The sequence below is a fragment of the Actinomycetota bacterium genome (genome assembly GCA_019347675.1).
GTDB lineage: Bacteria > Actinomycetota > Nitriliruptoria > Nitriliruptorales > JAHWKO01 > JAHWKW01.
This window is the reverse complement of sequence record JAHWKW010000047.1, coordinates 1-6,364: the sequence shown is the minus strand read 5'-3', so window position 1 is coordinate 6,364 and position 6,364 is coordinate 1. Positions and strand designations below refer to the sequence as shown.

Below are 6,364 nucleotides of genomic sequence, written 5' to 3'. Positions count from 1 at the left end.
TGTCCAACGACAACCCCTACTCGGAGGCCAACTTCAAGACCCTGAAGTACTGCCCGGCGTTCCCGGGACGGTTCGGATCGATCCAGGACGCCAGGGCCTTCTGCGCGACGTTCTTCGAGTACTACAACCACGAACATCGCCATTCCGGCATCGGCCTGCACACGGCCGCCTCCGTCCACTACGGCACCGCCACCCAGATCCGGACGCTACGACAGCAGACCCTCGACGCCGCCTACGCCGCCAACCCCGACCGCTTCTCCGGCCGAGCCCCAAACGCACCCAAGCTGCCCACCGTGGCCTGGATCAACCAGCCCACCCCCGAAGCGCTCATACAAAGCGCCTGACCGCCAAGTGTCTCAACCTGCTTGACAAGTTCCGCACCGGTCCAGAGCTGTCGGAGCGCTCCCTTGGATGAGCAGCGCTCGAAGGGCGTGTGCCGGGGTGGCGGCACCACGAGGCTCGGCGGCGTCGCGTCGCAGGGGGCCGGCTGGAGCTCGATGAGATCGTTGTCCTGCCAGGTGATGGGGTCTCCCCGCGCTCAGTCGAGGACCTCGTGCTCCTGCGGAAAGATGATGACCTGGCGGTCCCGCGACAGCTCGTGGAGTACGCTCCAGTAACGCGCACGTCCGCTCTCGGTCCGGACTGGGCGGTGGCGTTCGTCGAGGATCAACGGGGCGGGGCTCGCCGGTCGTCACGAGGTGCTCGGGTGCTCTCGTCCGCCGAGCGGCATGACAGCGACGGATAGCGGCCTCGGCCGCCGAGCAAGGCGGTCTGCTCCCCCTCGAGCGCTCATGGACCACCGGCCGAGCCGTCCACGACCGAGCTCGCCGTCCGAAACGAGAAGCCAGACGATCTCCCGACGCTTACCACGTCGAGCGCTCGATGTCGCCCAGCTTGTGGTGACGACGGAGGCGGAGCAGACCGGCGGGCATTGCACGGTCGCGATGAGTTCACTTCTTAGTGGTGGTGGGGGACTCAGCGATCTCCCAGCACACGAGGCCGGGATCGACGAGGTCGCCGATGGCGCTGAGAAGCTGATCGTCTGGTTCGGTGATTCCGACTTTGACGCGGCTGATTCGAGAATCAGGAGCGAGGCTGACGACCCTGGCTTCGTCCGAGTTCTGCTCGTCGAGCATGAACTCGTCCTGTATGCGCTGTTGCGCGACCCGCAGTGATTGGTAACTGTGGTCAACGTTGACGGCTGAGATGACCGCTTCGGTATCCAGGTCGTTGCGCATCTGTGCCAGCGGCCACAGCGGCGAGCTGCGCCAGCCCTACCGGGAGGGCCAGAAGGACCGGCTCGACGCCCTCGGGCTGGTCGTCAACGCCCTGCCGCCGCACGGGTCGACGACGCCGCCGCCGGCGGCGGTGTGTCTGCAGGACGGCCGACCGTGGTGGGCTACGGCGCGTGGACCAGAACGACCGGGCAGACCTGCCGGTGCCCCGTCCACCGACGCGACCAGCGTTGCTCCCATCACCGCGGACGTGTCGCCCCCGCCCAGACCACTCTGGCTCTGGTGGACCATGAGTCCGGCCGTACCGCTGAGCCAGGACGGGCTGGGACCGACTCGAGCAGTCGGAAACACGGGACCGGGGCCGCAGGATGATGCCGGGCAACGTCAACGACAAGGTCGGTCGGCGCTGCATCTGCGGCCGACCTCGCCAAAGCGAACCGTCGAACCACGTCAGTTACGGGGCCACTAGCTCCAGGTTAGCCCGACCAGGTCGGCGACCTGGGTCGTCGTTAGCAGCCGCTCGGCGATGGCGCAGGCAGCCCGTGCCCGCGTGGCCTCGTCCGGACCGTCCACCCAGACCGGCGGGAGCCCGTCGATCTCCTCGATTGCCGCTTCGATGTCGGCGCCGGCGTCCGGCGGCAGGTAGTCGCCGCACGCCCGTAGCGCCCCCATGGATGCCGCCATCATCTCTGGTGTGGCCCGGTCGTTCGCGGCCACGCTCCGCACCAGGTCCCAGGCACGTGCCACCGCGGCGGCCCCCGATGGGTCGGCCGCCCCGTGCCCGTCTGCTGCTGGTGCCACGACTTGCTGGACGAGCTCACCGGCACGTGTGTATGCGGCCAGTCGCACGCGGGCCGATGTCGCACCCAGGAGGCGGAGGAAATCATCGGCGCGAATGTCGAGGTCGCTGTCGTCCGCGCGATCGCCGACCAGGAGGGTGTCGGTCTGCGCCGCGTCGCGGATCGCGTCGAACAGCCAGGCCGGCACGTGCGGGAGGCGTAGTTCGAGCTCCAAGAGGGCGAGCATGCGAGGCACTTCGGTGGTCACGACGTCGGTCGCGGTCCGCAGTCGCACCGGCTCAATCAGTCCGCTGTCCCCGTCGGCCTCGCCGCCGTCGAACGCTAGAGCGATGCGGCTGACGGCCTGCGTGACGCCGTGTTCGGACTCACGGGAGATGGCGCGCGCCCCGTCGCGAGTACCGCCGACGACCTTGAACTCGGCGTGGGCGATCCGGTGCAGGCGCGTGGCGCCCATGCGGACCTCACGTCGGTCCGCGCCTGCGACGACTCGCATCCCGATCCACGTCGGCACGTCATCGGGGAGGCGCTCGTTCGGTACGTCCTCAACCGTCGCAATGTGGAGCGTGGTCCGGATGCGCGGCGTCGTGGTGGGGGGTCGCGACCCCCCGGCGGCGACCGGCGTCTTGGTTGCGACCGGCGGGCGACTAACGACCGGTCCTCGTTCCCGAGGCCTCGGGCGCCCGAAGAAGTCCACGAGAGCCTGCCCGTCGAAGTCCACCTCGGGCTCGATGCCGAGCAGGGACAGGATCGTCGGGGCGACGTCGACCATGTCCGCCTCGGCGATTTCCTCGTTCGCGCGCAGGGCGGGCCCGCAGAGCAGGATCGGGATTCGCAGCAACGGGTACCCGACGGAGCCGTGGGTGGCGGCCTGGTTGCTGAAGGCCTCGTGCGCACCGGCGAGCAGAATCACGTCGGGCATCCGGTCCGCGGGGCCACAATCGCCGGGCGCGAACCCCTCGAGCAGCCGCTCGATGTGCAAGACGTCGTAGCCGTCAGTCGATAGCCGCCGGCGAAGGGCGCGCTCGGCGTCGGCCCCCACTGGGCGAGCGCTCGTCTCGCGGATCTCCGCCTCGTCGAGGGCCGGCAGCTCGAGCTCACCCGTGACCACGTCTCGTGCCCGGGTGCTGTCGAGCGCGACCGTGGCGTCGTCCCCCCGGGCGAGCAGCCGATACGGCTGGTCCGGCCCGACTCGGACGAGGGCTGCGTACGGCGTCACGCTGAGGGGGCTCTCCAGCAGGTGGCGGGCGACGGTCTCCGGGTCAGGCAGAACGCCGAGGGGGGCGGGCAGGTCGCCAGGAGGACCGAGATAGACGTACTGGTTCATCGCCTGTCCGACCGTCTCGATGTGGCCCTCAAGCAGATCTACCAGATCGTCGAGCGTGTCCTCGTCGGGCTCGCCCGGCGCCGCGGCCAGCGCGGCCAGCGACCGGAGAACCTCCTCGGAGATGCCGTCCGATGGGAGTATGTCCTGATGACCGTGATCGGCCACGAGGACGAACACCGCATTGTTCAGCTCAAAGGCGTGCAGCTGCCGGAAGTCGTCCAGAAAGGCCGCAAGCCGGTTGTCGTGCCAGGCGAGGTAGGTGTCCTGGTTCGCTGATCCGGCGACATGGCTGGCCTTGTCGATCGATGCGACGTAGATGCTGATGAGGTCAGGGGGACCCTGCCGCGCAGCGGCACCGCGGAAGAGGCTCGTGGCGATGGTGCCACCGAGCGTGTTGGCGTAGCGGTCGGCGCGGACGGCACGCATCGGCACGAGCCTGCCCGAATCTGTTAGGTCCCGCGCTCGGACGGTGCTCGGCCGGAACCGCAAAAGAAGGTGCGCCTTGACGAAGGACGCCGAGTCGAACGGCTCATACTGGTCGGCGTCCTCGTCGCTACACGCGTCCTTGATCGTCCCCAGCTCCGGGTTGGTGAGGTGCCACCACTGGTCCCGGCCGGTTGAGGTCCACGGCTGAAGAGCGCCGTGGAAGAAGCCGTGGATGGAGCACGACCGCCGGCCCGCGCGGTGCACGAGGTCGTACACGGTGGGAGTCAAGAGGTCGGAGACCAGCCCCCGGTTGCGGTCGGGGCAGTCGTCTTCGTCCGCGACGTCGAAACCGCCGGCCAGGTAGTCAGCCACGATCCCGGCCGTGCTGGACGACGACGTGCAGAACCCATGGAGCGACGGCGCGCGGGGCGGCTTCTCCCACAGCCGCGCGTTGAGGCCACCCGACCCATCCCGCACGTAGTACTGGTTGCCGGCGATTCCATGGCGGCGGGGCCACACGCCCGTGAACATGGTGGCGTGGGACGGAAACGTGAAGCTCGGATAGGGCGCCCGGCCGAGGCGGACGTCGACCATCCGTCCGTGGTCGCCGAAGCAGAGCTCCCCGAGGCCGCTGCGCAGGTCCTTGCCCTCGCCAATGACGGTGTCGCGGGTGGCGTCGGGCCGCGGCTCGAAGCGGTAGGTGCGATCGAGGGCGGCCCCCGCGTCACGGACCCGCTTGAGGTGCCGGTAGAGCACGTCCCAGCGCAGGCCGTCCATGTCGAGCACGACCACCCGTCGCCGGGGGATGCGCAGCGCGAAGGACAAGTTCGGCGAGGTGGCCCGACGGTCCGCATGGGCCAACTTCGCGCCCGACGGCTGGCGGACTTGGACGACGGTGCGGTACTCGACGATCTCACCGGTTGCGCCGGGGAGCTGCTCCACACCCGCGAGCAGCTGCCGCTCGGCGTCGCGAGTATCGATCAGCAGGCGGACGCGGCCGTCCCGGCCCGAGGTCGCGGCAGCCGTGCCTGCGCCGCCGACCCGGAACACGACGTTGGTCCGGGGCCCGCGCGGACCGCGGGGTCCGCGGCGCGGCCGGCCCACGATGTCATCGAGATCCGGATCGAGATCGCCGCCGTCGGCGAGCCCGGGGATGACGAGCCGGGCCTTGACCGACATCGTCGCCTCGACCTGGTAGCCGACGCCGGGTCCCCCTCCGGTCGTCTCGGTCAGTCGTACGTCGATGGACGCCACGGCACCCCGATTTCTCCGCCGCCGGTCCACCCTTCAACACAACTCCCCTGCCCGTCAAGGCACAAGACAGCGCCGCCAGGCGGTCAACCGGCTACACCGGTACTTCCCCAGCGGCGTCGTGGTGGTCAGCGGCATCGAACAGGGCCTGTTCGTCCTGCGGCCAAACCTGGCCACAACCGGTAGCTCCCCCACCGCCGAGGACATCAACACCAGCACCGACCAGAACACCTCCGTGATGGTGAGCCTTCGCGGGACCGACGTAGACAGCTGCGAGCTGACGTTCGCGAACGTCGCCAGCCCCGCGCACGGCACCCTGAGCATTGGCGCCTGGCGATCGCCGTCGACCGGCAGCTGCCGCGGCCGGTCCCGCGTTACCTTGCTGGGCCGCTGATCACGCTCGACAGTCCTGCGTCGTCGGCCGCGGTGAGCTCATCGGCGACATCCAAGGCGGTCGCGGCGACAGCTGCGGCCAGGCGGTGCAGCTCCTCGGTGGTGGGGCACCGTCCGCATCACTCTCGCTCCCCTGCCTCCCGAAGCTGCTGCTCGAGGTCGGCAATACGGGCTTCGAGCCGTTCGGCGCGCTGGTCGGCTCGCGCGGGCCTGCTCGGTGTCAGCCCGGCGGCCTCTCCGGCTTCGGCCCGTTCCCGTTTTGGGCGTCGGCGGTCTGCTCGGCCTGCGCGCGCATCTGCTCGGCGGCGACCGCACGATCTTCGGCATGTTCGGCCTGGTGGCGCGCCTCTTCGCGCCGCCTGAGGTCTCTTCGCGTTCATCATGGACGGCGTCGCGTTCGGCCCAGCGCCTCGTCGCGGGCGCGCTCGGCGGCATGCCGAGGGCGACACCCCTCTAGAGACGCGAGCTTATGATGCCCGTCAACGCCGACCTGGGCGGGTGCTCACACAAGGCGCGAGGCGGCCGGCCCTCACGCAAGTGCGCCTCAGTCAAGGCTCCGCCGCGCCACCACGAGCAGAAGCGGCTGCGGCCGGTGTTCACCACCCTGCGGCAAACCATCCTGTCGGCCGTGTACGCAGCGCGCCCACGAGACCGGTGCGCCGCCGTCCCCGTCGCTGCTGCTCGCCCTAGACGAGGCCGCCAACATCGCACCCCTCGACGACCTCGACGCGGTCGCCTCCACGGCGCCGACCCAGCAACCGGAACTCCATCGCCTCGTCCGTCCTGACGCCCTGTGCCGGAGTTGCGCAGTAAGTAGGAACCGGTCTGGCGGATTCGGGGTCGTAGAGGGGTCTAGGGTCCAGAATCGCTCGCCGGCACCTCGGGTTGCGTAGTAACACGACTACGTCGCAGTTGCTTCCATCTGTGGGATGTAT

Annotated in this window: 5 protein-coding genes; 3 read left to right on the top strand and 2 right to left on the bottom strand. The window is 69.5% G+C overall.

Annotation, left to right across the window (positions count from 1 at the left end):
- On the top strand, positions 1-344 hold a 344-nt coding region (locus KY462_16430), incomplete at its 5' end, for an integrase core domain-containing protein (GenBank protein MBW3579285.1).
- Positions 345-950: 606 nt separating this feature from the next.
- Here the strand turns inward: KY462_16430 and KY462_16425 are convergent.
- Both KY462_16425 and KY462_16420 read right to left on the bottom strand, forming a co-directional pair.
- Positions 951-1,238: a hypothetical protein gene (locus tag KY462_16425; GenBank protein ID MBW3579284.1), complete on the bottom strand. Its 288-nt coding sequence runs from the start codon at positions 1,236-1,238 to the stop codon at positions 951-953.
- Between the two features lie 462 nt (positions 1,239-1,700).
- On the bottom strand, positions 1,701-5,039 hold the full coding sequence (locus KY462_16420; GenBank protein ID MBW3579283.1) for an alkaline phosphatase family protein: 3,339 nt from the start codon (positions 5,037-5,039) through the stop codon (positions 1,701-1,703).
- Positions 5,040-5,160: 121 nt separating this feature from the next.
- Here KY462_16420 and KY462_16415 point away from each other — a divergent pair, with 121 nt between their 5' ends.
- Together KY462_16415 and KY462_16410 are read left to right on the top strand one after the other, a co-directional pair.
- The gene (locus KY462_16415) at positions 5,161-5,430 is read left to right on the top strand and encodes a hypothetical protein (protein ID MBW3579282.1); all 270 of its coding nucleotides are present in this window, start codon (positions 5,161-5,163) and stop codon (positions 5,428-5,430) included.
- A gap of 258 nt (positions 5,431-5,688) precedes the next feature.
- Entirely contained in the window at positions 5,689-5,886 is a 198-nt protein-coding gene (locus tag KY462_16410; protein ID MBW3579281.1) for a hypothetical protein, read from the top strand.
- Positions 5,887-6,364 lie beyond the last annotated feature (478 nt).